This is a genomic window from Streptomyces sp. NBC_00012 (assembly GCF_045040875.1).
GTDB lineage: Bacteria > Actinomycetota > Actinomycetes > Streptomycetales > Streptomycetaceae > Streptomyces.
On record NZ_CP108309.1, the window covers coordinates 4,102,592 to 4,119,969 of the forward strand.

Sequence of the window (17,378 nt, forward strand, 5' to 3'; positions counted from 1 at the left end):
TTGACGAACCCCCGTGTCGGTTCGATCACTGCGTGATTCAGCGCTTCACGAACCGGTGCGCAGTCGCTCCGGTCCACCCAGGGAACGACGTCCCCCGCGCCCGCGTTCCGCTCTCCACCGAATGATCACCATGACGTTATCGAAGAGAGACTCGTCGTCGCAGCTCAGGGCCCAGGCTTCACAGAGAGTTCCGGCCACCGCCGCCGCCGCGTCATGCCTCCGGCCGGGCCGTCGGAAGAGCCGCGGCACCGTCCTTGGTCACGCGCGTCGCGCCGAAGTAGTCGGGCGCGTCGATCTTGTCGAACCGGATCACGGCCCCGGTGTACGGAGCGTTGATCATGTACCCGCCGCCGACGTAGATCCCCACGTGATGGATGGCCCGCGAGTTGCCCAGGTCGTTCGAGAAGAACACCAGGTCGCCCGGGAGCAGCTCGTCCCGCGAGGGGTGCGGCCCGGCGTTGTACTGATCGTTCGCCACCCGGGGCAGTTCGATGTCCACGGTCCGGTACGCGGCCTGGGTCAGCCCCGAGCAGTCGAAGCGCCCGTTCTGCTCGGGCGTGCCGTTCCCGCCCCAGAGGTACGGCGTACCGAGCTTCTTCTGCGCGAAGTAGATCGCCCCGGCCGCCTGCTGCGAGGGCTGCACGCGCCCGACGGGCCTGGCGAAGCTCTTCTCCAGGGACCGGATGATGGTGACGTAGTTCTGGGTCTCTGAAATGTCCGGAATCCCACCGGCCCGGATCACCCGGTACGCGCCGGCGTTGTACGCGGCCAGCATGTTGTCCGTCTGATCCCCCGGCACCTTCTTCACGTACCCGGCCAGTTCGCAGTCGTACGAGGCGGCGGACGGGATCGCGTCGGCCGGATCCCATACGTCCCGGTCGCCGTCCTTGTCCCCGTCGATCCCGTGGCCGGCCCAGGTGCCGGGGATGAACTGGGCGATGCCCTGCGCGGCGGCGGGACTCTCGGCCCGGGGGTTCCAGCCGCTCTCCTGGTAGAGCTGGGCGGCGAGCAGGGCCGGGTTGATGGCGGGGCAGAGATTGCCCCACTTCTGCACCAGCGGCTGGTACTTCGCGGGCACGGCCCCCTTGGCCAGCGCGACGGCTCCGCCGCCACCGGAACCGCCCAGTCCGGCGGCGGCGGAGTACGTACCGACGACGAGCAGCGCCACGAAGCACATGGCCATGCCGACACCGATGCCACCGACCACCCAGAATTTCCGCACCCCTCAACCATCCCCCATCGAGGACGCGTTCATGGGCGTTTTCGACGGTGTGTACGAGTCTTCCGGGTCACCGGGGGGTGCCGACCCGGCATTTCCGGCGCACCGGGCGCCCGGCCCGGCGCACCGGACGCACCGGATGCGCGGGCCGGATGCGCGGGATGCGCGGGCCGGATGCGCGGGATGCGCGGGCCGGATCGCCGGGACAGCGCTCAGCGACCGTCAGGATGCTCCGGCGGACCAGAAGTCGGAGCGCACGTTGGGGCTGGGGAGCGGGTAGACGCCCTTGTACGCCGGTCCGTTCGGCTCGGACGCGGAGTCGGCGACCTTCGACTCCTTCACGCAGGGGGTGTCCGCCTCGAAGAAGACCTGCCCCTTGGCACGCACGCTCACGCTGATGCCGAAGCCGTCCTTCGTCACCGCGTAGACCGCCGGGAACTCCGTGTCCTTGTTCTTCGCCTTGATGCGGTAGTCGCTCGTCCGCCAGAACTCCTCGACCTGGTCCAGGAAGTCCTGCCTGCGGTCCGCGGACACGATCGTCATGACGGTGCGCCTGCGCGTCACGTCACAACTGCCCTTGGTCGTCGGACCGTGCGCCCACTGCACCTCGGGGTCGATCTTCTTCAGTACGTCGTCGAGCATGCCGTCGGACCGCTCGGCGGCCTCCTGCATGTTCATGGTGTTCCCCTTGGTGCCTTCGGAGCCCGCGCTTCTGGTGGTCGTGGTGTTCGCGTCGGCCCCCGGGTGCGCCTTCTCGCTGCCGCAGGCGGACAACGCGAAGCCGACAGCCAGAGCCACCGCGACGATCTGGAACCTGCGGCTCATCGGTACTCCTCAATCTTGAGCCGGTCGGAGTGCCCCGACACGATAAGAGCGATGCTGTCGGCGGACACGGCGTCCCGGGACGGAGTGAAGTAGTTGGAGTGCGAGTCGAAGCTCATGGGCTTGCCCGGATCGACCGGGAAGCGCCTCGCCCCGAACGCCGCGCTCGCCGGGTCCTTGCCGAACCAGAGGTCGTCGTCGCCCGGGTCCGCGAGGTCCCCCGCAGCATAAGCACCGGCCGGACCGCCCAGGAACATCCCGATCGCGCCCACGACAACCTGCGTCTTGGACGGGAGCTTGGTCACCGGGTCGTTGGCCGCGGCGCCGACGAAGACGTGCCCGGCGCCGACCCCGAGGTCCACGGCCCGGTCCACGCCCACCCCGGGGCTGCCGACCAGGATGATGTCGTCCACCCCCGGAATCCCGCCGAGCCGCTGGGTCGCGGCACCGACGGCGCGCGAGCCGTAGGAGTGCCCGATGGCCGTGATGTGCGGGTCCTTGTTCTGGTTGGTCGCGACGATACCGCCCATGAAGTCGTTGTACGCCGCGCCGCCCTTCTCCGCCCGCGCGGTGCCGGCCACCGCCAGGCTGCTCAGCCCGTCCGGCGTCTGCGGTGCGTCGTACCCGAGCCAGATGATCGCCGCGCTGGAGGGGTCGTACCCCTGGGCGCCGATCGCCGTGTCACGGGCCCGCTTGAGGCCGCTCTTCGCGAACTCCTCGTCGAGGGCGGTGTTCAGCCCCGGCACATAGGCCGACACGTTCTTCGAGGTGTCGGGGTTCCCGTAGGAGACGATCGCCCGTCCGTTGCCCTCGTCGCCGATGCCGATGAGGTACATCGGGGGCTGGCTGCCCTCCTTCAGCTGCCGGTCGATCTCCCGCAGCCCGGCCAGCTGTTCTTTCGACGTCTTGTCGGTCTGGCCCTCCAGCTTCGAGATCAGATTCGGCAGGTTGCGGCGGTTGGCCGTGTCGCGGTCCGCCACCGGAATCCCGTCGAGACTGCCGATCTGGTCCGGGGAGAGCTCCAGGTACTGATCGCGCTGCTGCTGCGTCAGCCCGTTCCACCACGCCTTGCGGCCTGCCGGGCTGGAACCGTGCGGGATGCGGTCGTTGAGGTACTTCCGCTCCCCGTCCCGTACCGCGGACTCGACGCGCGTTCCGGACCCGGGCAGCCCGGTGAGCGCGCTGCCGCCTCCGCCGGAACCCTGAGCCACGTCCCAGGCGGCCTGCACGTACTTGCCCTTGCCCCACTTGTCGCCGGCCTTGTTCGCGGCCTGCGCGTACTGGTCGACGACACCCTTGGCGGCGTCGGCGGGGTGCGCGATCGTGTCGATGGCCCCGGTGACGTCGCCCAGCAGGCCGTCGTCACCGACGACTCCGGTGAGGAAGCCGCCCTTCGATTCGTCGGTGGAACCGGGGACCGGGTTTTGTCTACCCGCGTTGACCTCTGTAGAAGAACCGCCGTTTCCATCCGAACCACCAGCGCCGCCGGCACCGCCGGAACCACCAGCGCCACCGGCGCCGCCCGAGGCATCGGCCCCACCGGAACCGTTGCCCCCGGAGCCGTTGCCCCCGGAGCCGTTGCCCCCGGAGCCACTGCCCCCGGTCGCGTCCGACCCGCCGGAGCCCGTTCCACCGGTCACGGTCGCGCCTTCGGACCCGGCACCGCCGCCGCTGCCGTTCCCGCCCCCGCCGCCGTTCCCGTTGCTGCCGCCGCCGGCGATGGCACCGGGGGGCGGGCAGGCACTTCCGGTCAGCTGGCAGATGGCGTTGCGTAGTTGGCCGGACACCTGCCCGCCGATTCCCGTGGCCACCAGCCCGCCGATGAGGGCCACGACCACGAGGATCATGCCCAGGTACTCCATCGCGGTCTGCCCGTTGTCCCGACGCGTCTTGAGCATCCGTCGTACGACGCTGAACGGCTGGTGCTCGACGCGCTGTTCGGGCGCGAGCCTGAACCATGCGCGGGAGCTGGACCGGAACAGCAGGACGAGAATGACGACGGGCAGCACCAGTTGCGTCACGCCCCGGCCGTTCTCCGCGTCGTTCAGCGTCGCCAGCGCGCCGAGCAGAAGCCAGGCGCTCACGGCCAGCAGCCCGCGCCGGATCCAGACGCCACCGGTCCGCAGGAACAACGACAACACGAACCCGGCGATGCCGGGCAGCGACGCGTACAGCACCATGCCCAGCAGCCGGCCGTCCACCGCATCGACGGACGAGGCCACGACCAGTGCGTCGAACGCGCCCACGACCGTGAGGACGAAGAGCAATCGGACGAGAATCAGTACCGCCTGCAAGGGGCGTGACAGTGGCTGCCTGCCCGGAGGGACCTCGGCGGTGCTCACGTCAGCACCACCCGGTACCGCTAGTTCTCGTATGCCAGACACGGCGAGTCTCCCCAGCTTTGTGAGTGGGCGCAGCGACAGTTCCCCCCCCGGTATCCGTATGCGACCACAGCAGCGAAGACCCGGCATGGGCCCCAGGACCCAATGCCGGGCTCAACGTCGAACCCACGGCCCATCCCGTACTGTTACCGACCGGTCCGTTACGGGTCATTGGGGACAGCATTGATGGAGCGTCAGGGCGCCCCGGCTGACCAGAAGTCGGAGTGGACGTCGGGGGCGGGCACGGGCTCATCCACATGCCCTTCCTCGCCGGGCGCCGGGGCCGGCGGCGCAACCGGGGATTCATCGACGCAGGGCGTCGCCACTTCGAAGAACGCCTGACCTCTCCCTCCGATGAGAAGCCGCACCCGAAACCCGTCGGGTGTCTCGAAGTAGGTCGCAGGACTTTCCGAGTTGGCGTTCACCCCGAGCCGGTGGTAGCCGGAGCCCTGCCACGCTCTCTCCACGACTCCGAGGAAACTGCCTCTGCGGGCTGCGGAGATCACGGTCACTACGGCTCGTCGCCGGGATACGTCGCAGCTCCCTTCCGTGGATTCTCCGTGCACCCAACGAACTTCCGGCTTGATTCGGGAAAAAGTGCTGTCGAGAATCTCGTCAGCCCTGTCCGCTGCCTCTTGCATGTTCATATCTGTGCCACCTCCACCGTTCTCGACACCAGACGGACCGCCCCCGGCGCCACAACCTGCGAGGAGGAGCAGCACTGAAACCAGCAGAGCCATGCGTGGGTTCACCTGGGACTCTCCTGCTGAATTTCGGAAGACTTCCCCGAAACGATGCGTGCAATGTTGTCCGCCGACATCTGGTCCTTGGAAGGATCGAAGTAGTTGGAGTGGGCTTCCGCCACGTCGTGTCCCCGTTCGAAGATTCGCGGCCCATCGCTCACCGCGAATCGATTCGCACCGAAGTCCCGGTGCGCAGGATCCGTTCCGAACCAGGCTTCGCTCTTGTCGGTCTGCGCGTGCTGCGCCGAGTAACCGGCAAAGCCGCCCGCAACACCACCCGCTGCTCCACCGATCGCAGCGCCCATCGGCCCAGCGCCTGCCCCCAGCACAAATCCGGTCGATGCCCCGCCAACGACACCGGTCCCGATTCCGCTCGCTTCCTCGCTGTTGGGCAGCTTGGTGACCGGATCGTTCTCCGCAGCCCCCACAAACACGTGCTCCCTGCCGACGCCCAGCTCTTCCGCGGATCGCGCACCGGTCCCCGGGCTGCCCACCAGAACGACTTCGTCAGCGCCCGGAATGCCGCCGTCCTCCTGGGCGGCCAGACCGACCGTCAAGGAGCCGTACGAATGCCCGATCGCCGTGACATGCGGATCTCCAACCTGATGCGTTGCCGAAATTCCCGCCATGAACTGGTTGTATGCCGGCGCACCCGCCGATGCCGCACCTTTGCCCGCGACGTCCAAGTTCCCCGTGGGATCACCTACCGAGACTTGCGGTGCGTCATATCCAAGCCAGACGATCGAGGCGGTCGGCGATCCGGGGTTCATCTCATTTGCGCCGATCGCGGTGTCCCTCGCCCGCTTCAAGTCACCTTTTGCAAATTCCTTGTCCAGAGATGTCCCCAGCCCAGGAACATAGGCCGCCACATTCTTCGCCGTATCCGGATTCCCGAAGGAGACGATCGCCCGCCCGTTCCCCTCGTCCCCGATGCCGAGCAGGTACATCGGAGGGCGGCTGCCCGCCCGCAGCTGCCGGTCGATCTCCCGCAGCGCCGTCAGCTGCGTCTGCGACTTCGCGTCGTCCCGCCCCTCCAGCTTCCCCATCAGCAGCTGAAGGTTGTCCCGGTTCGCCGCATCCCGCACCAGCGCCGGAATGCCGTCCAGGTTGCCGATCCGGTCCGGGTACACCGCGAGGTACTCCTCGCGGTGCTCGTCCGTCAGGGCGGACCACCAGGAGTTCCGTTCGGCCGGTGACGCGTCGTACGGGATCGCGTCCTTCAGGTAGCCGCGTGCCGCGTCCCGTACCGCTGCCGCGTCGCCCGCCGCGTCCTGCCACGTCGAGTCCGGGACCCTCAGGCCCTCTTCGGCCTTCAGCCTCCGCAGGATCCCGGCGTACCGCCAGTCGATCTCGGCCGCCGTCCGCACGGCCTTCGCGACCCGGTCCGCGATGTCCTGTGCCTTCGCCACGTTCGGGTTGGGGGCGACCAGGCCCGAAGGCGCGTGCAGGCCGGGCAGCGCGTCCCCGGTCGACGCCGTCCCGCCCGGCAGCGGCCTGCCGTCGATCAGGCCCTCGCCCGCCGCCGGATACGTCACCGAACCGTCCCCGTGCACGGTGAACTTCAGAGCCTGCGCGTCATCCAGCGCCTCCCGCAACGCCCGCTGCTGGGCGCGAAGTTCGTGTGCCAGGCTGTTCAGCGTCGTACGGAGCAGGCCGCACTCCGTGTAGACGTAGCTCAGGTTCCGGCTCATCTGCCGCAGTCGTCCGACCGCCGCCCGCGCCGCCTCACCGCGCTGCGTCTCGCGCAACCCGCTCAGCAGCTGCGTCTCGATCCGGTCCCGGCCCGCGTCGGCGCGGTTGCTCGCCTTCCCCCACCCGTCGGCCGCACCCTCCAGTCCGTCGCACTTCAGGTCCCGTAACTGTGCCCAGGTCAGGGTCATCGCGCCTCGTCCCGACCGGCGGGAGCCACCGAGGCGAAGGCGGACTTCACGGTCTCGTCCGTCTCGCCCTGGATCCGGGCGACGGCCCGCAGTTTCCCGGCCAGCGCCCGGCACTCCCCGCGCGCCGCCTCGAACCTGCGCGTCCACGACTCCCGTACGGCGCCCAGCTCCGCCATCGCGGTCAGTCCACCGGTCCCGGCGAGGAGGCCCTCGTGCGCGGTCTCCAGTTCCGACTTCACCGGGCCGAGGTGCGTACACATCCCTTCCGCGCCACCGGCCGCCCGCAGCCAGGCACCAGCGCTGTGCTTCAGTACGTCCCCAACGTCCCCGCCGCCGCTCGACGGATCGCTCGGCCGCTTCCGGCCCTCCGGCTGTCCCACCACTGCCACTGCGCCCACCCGTTTCTTGATCGCGGAGCGGCACTGTGCCAAATCCGGCGGGGGCGACACGCCACGCGCCCGACCGCCGACGGGCGTCGCGGCCCGTGGTTACCGGCCCTCCCGACGCGACGCCCCCGGAGCGGATCACCCGAACGGTGGACGGGCACCCGCCCTACCGGCTGCCGCCGCCCCCGCCGTACGTCCTCGGGTCCGACGTGGCGAGGCGCCGGAGCGCGGCGGCGGCCAGGTCCTCGGGAGCGGTTCCGTCCGCCGGGATGTGCCACATGACGTACTGCCAGGGGACTTCCTCGCCGACCTCTCCATCCCCTCCGTTCTCTCCGTTCTTTCCGTCCCTTCCGTTCTCCCCGGCGGCGGGTCTCGCACGGCATCTGAGGGAGACGGCGACGATGTCCCGGTTCCTGAAGTCGGTGCCGATCCAGTACGGCTCCGCGTCCCAGCGGGTGAGCAGATCCGGCCGGTCACGCACGCCCGCCGCGATGAGCCGGGCTGCCCTGCGGGCCGGCCACGTCCACGAGTGGTCGTTCTCGGCACGCGCGATCTCCGCGTCGTACGCGGCGGCCTCGAAGCGGTACTCGGGAAGCTCGCGCGCGGGCAGCGGGGAGAGAGGCGGGGCCGGGCGGCGCCAGTCGGACCAGACGACGTGGTCCCCGTCCCGGCGGATGGTGACGTGCAGTGCGCCGCAGCAGCCCTCGGTGCAGTACGCCTCCGCGAGCTGGACTTCCCGCGGTTCGCCGGTGGCCCGCAGGCGGCCGCTGTCCAGCAGGTACTCCGGGCTGTGCGCGGGGCCCCGGCCGAAGGCCGCCGGTACCAGGGGGAGCCCGTCGATCAGGATGCGCGTCTCGACGACGTACGGATCCACGGGGTCGAGGACGGTGGCCTCGATCCGCAATCGGCCCGCCGAAGCCGCGCGCTCGGCATCGCGGCCGAACAGCCGGAGGGCCGTGCTCCGGGCCCACTCCACCCGCCCCTGTCCATCGGAGCCGGAGCCGGCTCCCGAGCCGAAGCCGGAGCCGAAGCCGGAGTCAGAGTCAGAGTCGGAGTCGGCTCCCGAGCCGGAGCCGGAGTCCTCCGCGGGCTCGCCGTCCGGGAGCGCCCGGCAGGCCGACCGGCTCAGCACGGACTCCAGTCCGTCCAGCAGCGCCTCGCGTCGGCCCCTCTCCCACTCCAGCAGGCGGCTCGGGCCGCTGTGCAGTTCGAGCGCGACGGACAGCAGGGTCGCGTAATGGTCGAGGGTGGGCGGCAGTTCGGCAGCACGCACGACGAACGCCTCGAAGAGGCCGACGGCCACCGGACAGGCGAGGATCTCGGCCCGGTCGTCGTTCACGCTCGACATCCGTCGCAGCAGCCGTCCCGCCCCGGCCACCAGCCCCGCGTCCCGGGCGTCGTGCTCCCGCAGGAGGTCGGCGAGCCGGACGGCCTCGGCGACTCTGCGAGCGGTCTCGGGCCGCACAGCGCCCGCCTTCCGAAGCACGGCGTCCAGTCGGCTGCGGGCGGAGGGATCATCGCCGACGGAGAGATCGTCGACGGCGGCGAGGGCGTCGACCAGGGCGCGCAGCTCCGGACCACTGGCGTAGTGGCCCAGCCATACGAGAGCCGCAGTCGGGCGGTCGATGGCGTCGAGGGCACGTACGGCGTGGCCGGCGAGGTCCTTGAGCTGCCCGAGGGTCCTGAGGTACGGGACGTCCTCAGGTTCACCGAGGCGGGTCAGGAGGGCGAGGCCGACGCAGACCGCCATGACACCTGTTCCCGTACGTGTCAGACACCGGCCGAGCGCACGCGCCCAGCCCTCGTCCTCCAACGGCAACTCGGCGACCACGAACTGGACATGCCCTTCCCGGACGCTCAGGTCGGCGAGGCGCAGATGAATCCGGTGGGCGGCTCGATCCGTGTCCGCCCCGGTCCAAGCCGTGCCCGGTACGGCCATCAGAGGGGCCAGCGCCTCCGTCAGGGCCGCGCAGGCCGCTTTCCAGGGAGCTCTGGTCCGGCGGCTGCGGCGCCCCGGTGGGGCCGGCAGGGCGTATCCCCCTTCGGGGAGCCTGCCGCCGGGCTCCGCTCGATGAAGGCGCAGCGCGTAGGCGTACAGCGAGAGCGCAGGCGCGGAGGGAACGGAGGTGGGGGAGGCGGTGGGAGTGGACGCGGGAGTGAGCGCGGCGCGCTCTTCCGGGGCGTTCAACGGGCGGGGTGGTTCTCGATTCCATGAGTCATGCGCGGAGTCTTACAGACCCCCCGTCCACGCACCACCAGATTTCCCTGTACGCCACTTCGGGGACGTCAGCCGGACGTCAGTGAGGCGTCAGCGGAACGTGAGCGACCCACAGGATGCTTATGTTGTCAAGAGGTCAGAGAGAGCGGTTCGCCGCAGGATCCGGGCCTTGCCTCACGCTCATCCTGGGAGATTTCCATGCGTACGTTCCGCAGCCGCAAGCACACCGCCACCCTCGGCGCCGTCACCGCGGTCCTGGCCCTCGCGCTCACCGCCTGCAGCGGGGACGAGACCGGCACGAAGTCCGCCGGGCCGGCCGACGACAAGGCTACGGTCGCCGCCTCCCAGCCCGCCGCCGACGCGACGACCACGGACAACAAGAAGACCGGCGATGCCGCGCAGAACACCGGCGCCACGAAGACGGGCACCTCGAAGACCGGTACCTCCGGCGGCAGCAGCGCGACGGGCGGCAACACCAGCGACAGCTATGCCTACAAGCACCCGTGCAAGAGCTCGGACCTGTCGGTGCGCGTGTACCCCCGTGAGGGTTCGACCACCCAGCAGGTGATCGAGGTCAACAACACCGGCGCGAACTCCTGCGGCCTGAGCTACTTCCCGCGGGTCAGCCTGGGCGCCTCGAAGGCCTCGGACCACAGCAGCGACATCACGCCGGCGGTTCCCGGCGGCCTGGGCGGCGCACCCGCGTACCCGGTCAAGCCCAAGACGGCCGCCATCGCGGTGATCGACCTCAACCCGGGCGGCAAGAACGGCGTGACCTGGGTCAACGAGATGAACGTGCTGCCCGACGGTGACCACATGCCCAACGCGGACACGCAGAACTTCGAGCTCGGCCCGGACGTCAAGGTGGGCGACGCGAAGCTGGGCCTGTACCGGAGCACTGTCGCCGACGCGGTGAGCTCCATGCAGCAGGCGGGCAACTGACCTGCTGAACCAGGGCGTACGACGAGCTCCGCGGGACACAGCTCCTCCCCCACGTCGCACGCGCCGTCCGCACCACCCGCACTGTCCGCACCGCAGGCACCATCACTTACACCGCAGACACCTCAGAGGGCCCGGATCGCCTTGGATCCGGGCCCTCTGCGCGGCGTTCCCGGCGCCTCTGCCCCGCGCTCGCATCGTCTCTCCATTGCTCGGGGCGTCCGCCGGCTCCGACGGCTTCAGCGGCTTCAGCGGCTTCGGCGCACTAGCCGATCCGCTCAACGGATACGCGAAATCGAGCCAGTTCGCCAAAGCGGGCGAAGTCGCGTTCCACGGTGAATAACCCTTTCCTCAAACCGAGTTGAAAAGCTGAGCCCGGCGCCCCAGGACTCTCCGGCCTTCGCGAGAAACCGAAGCTGGGCGCCCGGCGCGAGCTCCGCCGACGCCCGTTCCCGAGCCGGATCCGCAGCACGGCGGACGGTCCGGTGGTGACCCGACGCCGGTTCGGAGGCAGTCCGAAAACGACCAGAATCCGGGCCGGAACGGCTGACCTGGATGGGTAACGTTCGGCCGGAGTGGGAGTCACCGACACGGGGGCGAGGTGGGTGCACTGAGCGGGATCGTGGTCTATCTGCCGCGGAGGAGCGACGACGCGGGAGGGGTGGCTTCCGGCGACCCGGTGACGTTGCGGCTCGGCCCGGGAGAAGTGGCGCGCTTCGGGCGGGGCTCCGCGACGACCCCGGTCGAACTGCGCCTCGACGACGAGGCGATCTCCCGGCTGGCCGGTGAGATCCGGGTGACGGACGACCACTGGCAGCTGAGCAACCACAGCACGACCCAGAGCTACCTGGTGGAGAACCCGGAGGGCGCGGGCGAGTATCTGCGGGTCCCGCCCCGGCGGGCCGGCGCCCCCATCCCCTTCGAGTTCTCCCGGGTGGTGCTGCCCACCCGCCGCGACACCAGCGTCTCCTTCCAGGTGTTCGCGCCCGACCACGTCTATCTGGACCCCTGTCCGGGCCCCGACGGCGCGGCAGGCCAGTGGGGCAGTCGCACCGTCATGGCGTACTCGCTGGACGAGACGGCCCTCTACTTCCTGATCCTCGTCGCACTCTGCGAACCCCGGCTGCGCGACGAGTCCCCGGTCGCGGTGCCGACCACCCCGCAGATCGTCGAGCGGCTCAAGGGGCACGCCTCGTGCGGCCGGCTGAAGGCGCGGGCGGTCAGCTCGCACATCGACTACCTCGCCGAGGAGAAGATGCGGATAAGCGCCCCGGCCGAACAGGGATCCGGAGGGGCGCGCCGCAACGGAAAGCGGGAAGCCCTCGTCGGGATCGCCCTGCGGTTCGGGCTCGTACGGGAAGAGCATCTGGCGCTGCTGCCGCCCCGGACCACCACGCGCAACCGGGGGCGGGAGACGGGCAGTTGAGCGGCAGGCCCGCCGAGGGCGACGGCCCCCGGGCGGGAAGTGACCGTACGGAGCTGCTCCCGCGCGGCTACCGGGTCGGTGGCTGGGAGGTCACCGAGCCGATCGCGTCCGGCGGCTGGGCAACGGTGTACGCGGGCCGCCCGGTCGACAACTCGCCCCAGCGACCGGAGTCGGAGCGGAGACCGGGGCAGGAACCGGGGCAGGGACCGCGACCGGGATCGGGACCGCGACCGGAACCGGAACCGGGGCAGGGACCGGTATCGGGACCGGCGGAGGTCGCGCTCAAGTTCCTGCCGACCGCGGGGCTCGCACCGCGCCAGGCCCGCAAGGTCGCGGAGACCGCCCGCCGGGAGGTCGAGCTCGGTCACCGGGCCGGCCATCCGAGGCTGATCCGCCTGCTGGACTCCGTCGTGATCAGCGACCCTGACCGGGCGTTCCTGGACGGTGCGATCGTGCTGGTGATGGAGCGGGCCGAGCGCAGTCTGCGGGACCTGTTCGACGCCGGGGTCGCGGAGGCGGACATCGCCCCGCTGTTCGCCCAGATCTGCGAAGGCCTGGCCCATCTGCATCGCAGCGGCTGGGTGCACGGCGACCTCAAACCGGAGAACATCCTGCTGATGGCCGACGGCGCGCTCAAGCTGTCGGACTTCGGGCTCGCCACCGAACTGACCGGCACCCACGGCACCCACGGGTACGCACCTCCGATGGGCACCCTGGACTACCTCCCGCCCGAGCGCTGGCAGGCCCCGCTCGGCGAGCACGGCGTCGAGGTCCGGCCCAGTGCCGACATCTGGGCCCTGGGCATCATGGTCCACGAGGTGTTCACTTCCGGTGCCTCGCCGTTCCCCGGCGCGACGCCGGTGGCGCGCGGCGCGGCGGTGCAGGAGTACGCCGACGGGCGCGCACCACTGCGGCTCGACAGTGCGCTGCCGCCGTTCTGGCGCGCCCTGGCCGCCGACTGCCTGGCCCCGACCCACGCCGACCGCGCCGAGCACAGCGCCGAGAGCCTCCTTGCACGCATCACCGTCCGGTCGACGGCGCCCCGCCCCGCACGCCGCCGATGGAGGTCCCGCGCCGCCCTGGTGACCGTGGCCGTGTGCTCGGTAGCCGCCACGCTCTGGTCGCACACCGTCGGCGACGGCGCTCCCGACGCGAAGAGTGAACCACCGGCCCGGCTACGGGTGTTCAACGCCGACGACGGGTGCAGGGAACGCACGGACCGGAACCCGCAGTGCAGCCTCGGCCTGGCCGTCGATCCTCTTCAGCCGTACACCGTCGACAACGTTGTACCGGTACGGGTATGGCACGGCGACATCCTCGCCGTCGACTGCCGCCTCCCCCATGGGATCCCCATCATCGACGAGTCGGACGCCAGCTCCACGGAGTGGTACCACGTCCGCCTGCCGGCCGGCTCCGCGACCTCTTCCGTCTCCACCGGCTCGACCGCCTCAGCCGTCACCTCCGCCTGGCTGCCGGCCGTGCGTACGGCGGACCACCCCCAGGTCCCCGACTGCCCGCGCCCCACGGGCACACCCGTACCCACGCACGTACCCACCTCCGTACCCGCGTCCGTACCCGCGTCCGTGCCTGTTCGCTGAGTTTCGGCGTCCGCGTCGCGGGCTGTCACTCCGGATCGTTCCGGATGTCCGGCCCGGCACCCCGCCACTACGTTGCGGTCCGTCGCCAACTCGCCCGAGAACCGACGGACGGAAGAGGAAACAGCCCATGCGTGGCACGCGCTCGCTCCTGCTCGGCGGGGTCCTGGCCCTCGCCTCCCTGGCCGCGCCGTCCGGCGCCCTGGCCGCCGAGAACGGCTCGACGTCCCCCGCGCGGGCCGACGACGCCATCCAGAGCTTCCGCAACCAGGCCACGGGCCGTTGCATGGACGACACCGACAACGGATTCCGCACGTGGAGCTGCAACGGAAGCAACCCGCAGCTGTGGACCGTACACACCTGGGACGACGGAACACGCCAGCTGCGCAACATCAACACGGGCCGCTGCATCGAGGACACCGACAACGGGTTCCGCACCGTCGGCACGTGCAGCTCCAGCCCGGAGCAGAGCTGGTGGGTCAAGGTCTGGGCCGACGGCACCGTCCGCTTCCAGAACCAGGCCACCCTGCGGTGCATCGACGACAGCTCCCTGGGCTTCCGCACCTGGGCGTGCAACGACACCCCGTACCAGAGCTGGTCCTGACGCCCGGGACTCCGCGAGCCCCCGAACTCCCTTTCTCCTCCCGGCTTTTCCGACACGAAGGAGCAGGCACGTGCGTGGCTCTACCGAACGACGCGCGATATGGAAGTCAGCAGTCCTGCTGGTCGTAGTGGCCGCCGCGACCGGCCTCGGCAACCCGGCATTCGCCCGGAGCGCGAGTGACGTGCCGGGCCCCCTCGGGCACGCCGCCCCGGCCACGCTGTACTGCGACATCCCGGCGGACCGGGACATCGCCGTGACCCGCAAGGTGTACGAGGTCGGGCAGCGCCGAGGCGTGTCCGACAAGGTGATGCTCGCCGGCTTCGAGACGGGCTGGGTCGAGTCCCGGATGAACAACCTGGCGTGCGGGGACCGGGATTCGCTCGGTGTCTTCCAGCAGCGGCCCTCGATGGGCTGGTGCGAACCCGCCCAGTGCCTCGACGTCGACTACGCGGCGAACAAGTTCTTCGAAGTGGCCCAGCAGATGGAGCCCGACTGGGACACCGCGGGCGAGCTGGCCCAGGCCGTGCAGCGCTCCGCGTACCCGGAGCGCTACCCGCAGGCGGAGGGCACCGCCCGCGATCTGATGGCCGAGGCGTTCCAGCCGTACGGCACGATCGGCGCGAAGTACGCCGGCCTGGGCGGCCACGACGGGCCGCTCGGCTGGCCGGTCCGCGCCGAGGAGGACTCCTCGCTCGGGGGACGGTTCCAGCTCTTCCAGAACGGGATCGTCATCTGGCACCCCGACGAGGCCCACGCCATCTACGGCGACATCCTGACGAAGTTCTGGGCCACCGACGCCGAACGCCGCTGGGGCTTCCCCACCACCGACGAAGCCGACGCCGCACAAGCACCCGACGGCACCAAGGGCCGCTACCAGTTCTTCGAACGAGGACTCTTCCTCTGGTCCCCCCGGACCGGCGCCCACACCGTCCACGGCGCCATCTACGACGCCTTCCACGCCGCCGGACACGAAAGCACACTCGGCTACCCCCTCACCGACGAAACCGACGAAGCAGGCGGCGGCAAAGCACAGAAATTCCAGAAGGCCACCATCCACTGGACCGCCGAAAAAGGCACCTGGATCACCGACAACTGACGGGGAGGCAGCCATGAGTTCACTGAATCTTCGACCGGCTCTTCGGCGTGCGCTCGGGGCGGTGACGCTGGTCATGGCGGCCCTCGCGGTCATGTTCACCACGGCACCGGCGGCGACCGCGTCGGAGCCGGGCGGGCCGATCGGGCGCGGCGAGGCGATGGACCGCGCGTGGTCGTGGATCGCCGAGCAGGTGCCGTACAGCCAGAGCGGGTGCCACCAGAACCAGTTCGGCTGCTATCGGCCGGACTGTTCGGGCTACGTGTCGATGGCCTGGAACCTCGGTACGTCCCTGACGACCTGGGGACTGTGGGACGTCACCTTCGACATCCCCGCGAACGACCTGCAACCCGGTGACGCCCTGCTGCGCGACTCGGGCGGCACCGACCACGTGGCGCTGTTCCTCCGCTGGGCCGACCCCGCCCACACCCAGCCGGTGGTGCGCGAGGAGTACGACTTCGGGCACGTCGCCGAGGAGCGGGTGTGGGCCGACGGACTCAGGGGCTTCACCCCCCGCCGTTACAACAACCTGGACGACCTGATCCCGTACGGCACCATCGCGGCGAAGTACGACAGCACCGGCGGACCCAACGGCCCGCTGGGCCGGCCGATCACGGGTGAACGCGACTCCTCGCTCGGCGGGCGCTTCCAGCAGTTCCAGAACGGGATCGTCATCTGGCACCCCGACGAGGCCCACGCCATCTACGGCGACATCCTGACGAAGTTCTGGGACACCGACGCCGAACGCCGCTGGGGCTTCCCCACCACCGACGAAGCCGACGCCGCACAAGCACCCGACGGCACCAAGGGCCGCTACCAGTTCTTCGAACGAGGACTCTTCCTCTGGTCCCCCCGGACCGGCGCCCACACCGTCCACGGCGCCATCTACGACGCCTTCCACGCCGCCGGACACGAAAGCACACTCGGCTACCCCCTCACCGACGAAACCGACGAAGCAGGCGGCGGCAAAGCACAGAAATTCCAGAAGGCCACCATCCACTGGACCGCCGAAAAAGGCACCTGGATCACCGACAACTAGACAACTAGGAGATCGCGTTGAGCGAGCAGCACCCCTCCCGCCGGAACGTCCTGAGGACCGCGGGCGGCCTCTCCGCCGCACTGGCACTGGGCGCCGGAAGCGTCCTCGCGACGGCCACGGCGGCAAGCGCGGCCGGTGACGGCTTCGGGCTGCACATCGTGAACCACGACGAGCGCGATCGCCGCATGAAGTACTACCGGTTCCAGACCGGCGCGATCGGCTGGAACCCCGGCGTCAACGTCCTGCTTCCCGACGACTACGACAGCAGCGGCCGCACCTACCCCGTGCTCTACCTCTTCCACGGCGGCGGTCTCACCTCGGACTTCATCGAGTTCGACCGCGCAGGCGTCCGCGACTGGACCGCCGGGAAGCCGATCATCGTCGTGATGCCCGACGGCGGCCACGCCGGCTGGTATTCCAACCCGGTCGGCTCCAACACCGGCGCCCGGAACTGGGAGACCTTCCACATCTCCCAGCTGGTCCCGTGGATCGACGCGAACTTCCGTACGTACGCCGAATACGACGGCCGCGCCGTCGCCGGGTTCTCGATGGGCGGCTTCGGCGCGTTGAAGTACGCCGCGAAGTACTACGGCCACTTCGCCTCGGTGAGCGCACACTCCGGCCCGGCCAGCCTGCGCCGCAACCTCGGCGCGGTCGTGCACTGGGCCAATGTGTCCTCCGCCGCCGCGGATCTGGCGGGTGGCACCGTCTACGGCGCCCCGCTGTGGGACGAGGCCCGGGTCAGCGCCGACAACCCGGTCGAGCGCATCGAGAGCTACCGCAACAAGCGGGTCTTCCTGGTGGCCGGCACCGGTGGCCGGCCCGTGCCCTGGTTCAGCCAGATCACCGAGGACAACGTGCTCCAGGGCCAGCGGGAGTTCCGCGGCCTCCTCGACGGGGCCGGCATCCCGTACGAGGCACACGAGGAGCCCGGCAGCCATGAGTTCCGCGTACCGCTGTTCCTCCGCGACCTCGACGGCATCATCGGACGCCTCCGCAAGGCCTGACACGGACCGCCGCCCTGCCCCGTCGC

13 protein-coding genes are annotated in these 17,378 nt (G+C 70.2%); 7 read left to right on the forward strand and 6 right to left on the reverse strand.

The window, feature by feature from the left end; translation table 11 throughout:
* Nucleotides 1–211: 211 nt before the first annotated feature.
* The 6 genes from OHA19_RS18875 to OHA19_RS18900 all read right to left on the reverse strand — a co-directional run bounded on the left by OHA19_RS18875 (nt 212) and on the right by OHA19_RS18900 (nt 9,619).
* Nucleotides 212–1,222: an NlpC/P60 family protein gene (locus OHA19_RS18875; RefSeq protein ID WP_405715089.1), complete on the reverse strand. Its 1,011-nt coding sequence runs from the start codon at nt 1,220–1,222 to the stop codon at nt 212–214.
* A gap of 219 nt (nt 1,223–1,441) precedes the next feature.
* Nucleotides 1,442–2,044, reverse strand: coding sequence for a hypothetical protein (locus tag OHA19_RS18880; RefSeq protein WP_405715087.1), 603 nt, complete (start codon nt 2,042–2,044; stop codon nt 1,442–1,444).
* Complete coding sequence (locus tag OHA19_RS18885) at nt 2,041–4,347, reverse strand: alpha/beta hydrolase (protein ID WP_405753271.1); 2,307 nt, start codon at nt 4,345–4,347, stop codon at nt 2,041–2,043. The genes OHA19_RS18880 and OHA19_RS18885 overlap by 4 nt, the downstream gene beginning before the upstream one ends.
* 823 nt (nt 4,348–5,170) lie before the next feature.
* Nucleotides 5,171–7,045 carry an alpha/beta hydrolase gene (locus OHA19_RS18890; protein WP_405750845.1) on the reverse strand — a complete coding sequence of 625 codons (1,875 nt, stop codon included), beginning with the start codon at nt 7,043–7,045 and terminating at the stop codon, nt 5,171–5,173.
* Entirely contained in the window at nt 7,042–7,443 is a 402-nt protein-coding gene (locus tag OHA19_RS18895; RefSeq protein ID WP_405750848.1) for a hypothetical protein, read from the reverse strand. Before OHA19_RS18895 ends, OHA19_RS18890 begins: the two co-directional genes overlap by 4 nt.
* Before the next feature lie 154 nt (nt 7,444–7,597).
* Nucleotides 7,598–9,619: a hypothetical protein gene (locus OHA19_RS18900; protein ID WP_405750851.1), complete on the reverse strand. Its 2,022-nt coding sequence runs from the start codon at nt 9,617–9,619 to the stop codon at nt 7,598–7,600.
* Between the two features lie 228 nt (nt 9,620–9,847).
* Between OHA19_RS18900 and OHA19_RS18905 the strand changes: the two genes are divergently transcribed.
* The 7 genes from OHA19_RS18905 (at nt 9,848) to OHA19_RS18935 (ending at nt 17,352) form a co-directional block, all read left to right on the forward strand.
* Complete coding sequence (locus tag OHA19_RS18905; protein ID WP_405715077.1) at nt 9,848–10,591, forward strand: DUF4232 domain-containing protein; 744 nt, start codon at nt 9,848–9,850, stop codon at nt 10,589–10,591.
* Between the two features lie 607 nt (nt 10,592–11,198).
* Nucleotides 11,199–12,014 carry a serine/threonine protein kinase gene (locus tag OHA19_RS18910; RefSeq protein WP_405753272.1) on the forward strand — a complete coding sequence of 272 codons (816 nt, stop codon included), beginning with the start codon at nt 11,199–11,201 and terminating at the stop codon, nt 12,012–12,014.
* Complete coding sequence (locus tag OHA19_RS18915; RefSeq protein WP_405750854.1) at nt 12,011–13,612, forward strand: serine/threonine-protein kinase; 1,602 nt, start codon at nt 12,011–12,013, stop codon at nt 13,610–13,612. Before OHA19_RS18910 ends, OHA19_RS18915 begins: the two co-directional genes overlap by 4 nt.
* A 127-nt stretch (nt 13,613–13,739) precedes the next feature.
* A complete protein-coding gene (locus tag OHA19_RS18920) occupies nt 13,740–14,213 on the forward strand; it encodes an RICIN domain-containing protein (RefSeq protein ID WP_405715073.1) in 474 nt (157 codons plus the stop codon).
* Nucleotides 14,214–14,310: 97 nt separating this feature from the next.
* On the forward strand, nt 14,311–15,309 hold the full coding sequence (locus OHA19_RS18925; protein WP_405753274.1) for an LGFP repeat-containing protein: 999 nt from the start codon (nt 14,311–14,313) through the stop codon (nt 15,307–15,309).
* 73 nt (nt 15,310–15,382) lie between these two features.
* On the forward strand, nt 15,383–16,345 hold the full coding sequence (locus tag OHA19_RS18930; RefSeq protein ID WP_405721707.1) for a hypothetical protein: 963 nt from the start codon (nt 15,383–15,385) through the stop codon (nt 16,343–16,345).
* Between the two features lie 17 nt (nt 16,346–16,362).
* The gene (locus tag OHA19_RS18935) at nt 16,363–17,352 is read left to right on the forward strand and encodes an alpha/beta hydrolase (RefSeq protein ID WP_405715071.1); all 990 of its coding nucleotides are present in this window, start codon (nt 16,363–16,365) and stop codon (nt 17,350–17,352) included.
* Nucleotides 17,353–17,378 lie beyond the last annotated feature (26 nt).